The following is an 803-nucleotide window of genomic DNA, read 5'->3' on the forward strand; positions in this document are numbered from 1 at the left end:
ACCGCTACTTCCTGACCGCAGTCATCCGTAGCTGTCGCCATACCTGTTGATGCAGGACTGTTGTCTGCCGTGCAGTCAACTTCTACATCTGCAGGGCAGGTGATGACAGGCGCCGTATCGTCGATCAGGTTCAGACTCGTTGACGCAGGCTCCGATGTGTTGCCACAAACATCTACTGCTACAAACGTGCAGATCAATGTCGCTATGTCACAGTCATCGCCCAACGTTACATCAATCGAGATCTCTTCATAGTCACTGTCGTTGCAGTCATCTGTCGTTCCTGTTGGAATCAAACCGTTGCTTACAAACAAGGCCGCGGCGGCATCCAAGAAGGCTGCCTCCTCTTCAGGAGTCAACGTTCCGTTAGCAAAGGCCGTCACGTCCTCTACACTGATGTCATCACACGTGATGTCGCCTTCTGTTACAACAGGCATCTCCAACTCAGGTGCTACGTCGTCAACGATGATGAAGGTGCAAACCAATGCATCTACCGATACATTGCCACAGTCATCAACGGCTTCAATCTCTACAACTATTGTCTTAGAACATGTCTCTGAAGGATCGCCATTGTCAACGTTTCTTACTACGTAAGTCAGATCATCCGTACAGTTGTCAGTGAAACATGGAGCAAGCTGCATGTTCATCGTTCCCAAGTCCAGTCCCGCTATCGTGAACAGACCCGTGTTATCTATTATATCTCCTACCTCTACATCAATGATTGCATCAGCAGGGCAGTCCGCTCCGTCTGAAGTAAAGAATGTCATCGGTGGTTCTTCGCAGTTAGGATCTTTTACAGGCGCTTC

The 803-nt window shown here is 49.3% G+C and carries 1 protein-coding gene; it reads right to left on the reverse strand.

Features of this window, described 5'->3' with window-relative positions; translation table 11 throughout:
• Positions 1 to 803: hypothetical protein (locus O3Q51_18385; protein MCZ4410791.1), on the reverse strand; the 803-nt coding region annotated here is incomplete at both ends.

Source organism: Cryomorphaceae bacterium 1068, from assembly GCA_027214385.1.
In the GTDB taxonomy this organism is placed as follows: Bacteria; Bacteroidota; Bacteroidia; order Flavobacteriales_D; family Cryomorphaceae; genus JAKVAV01.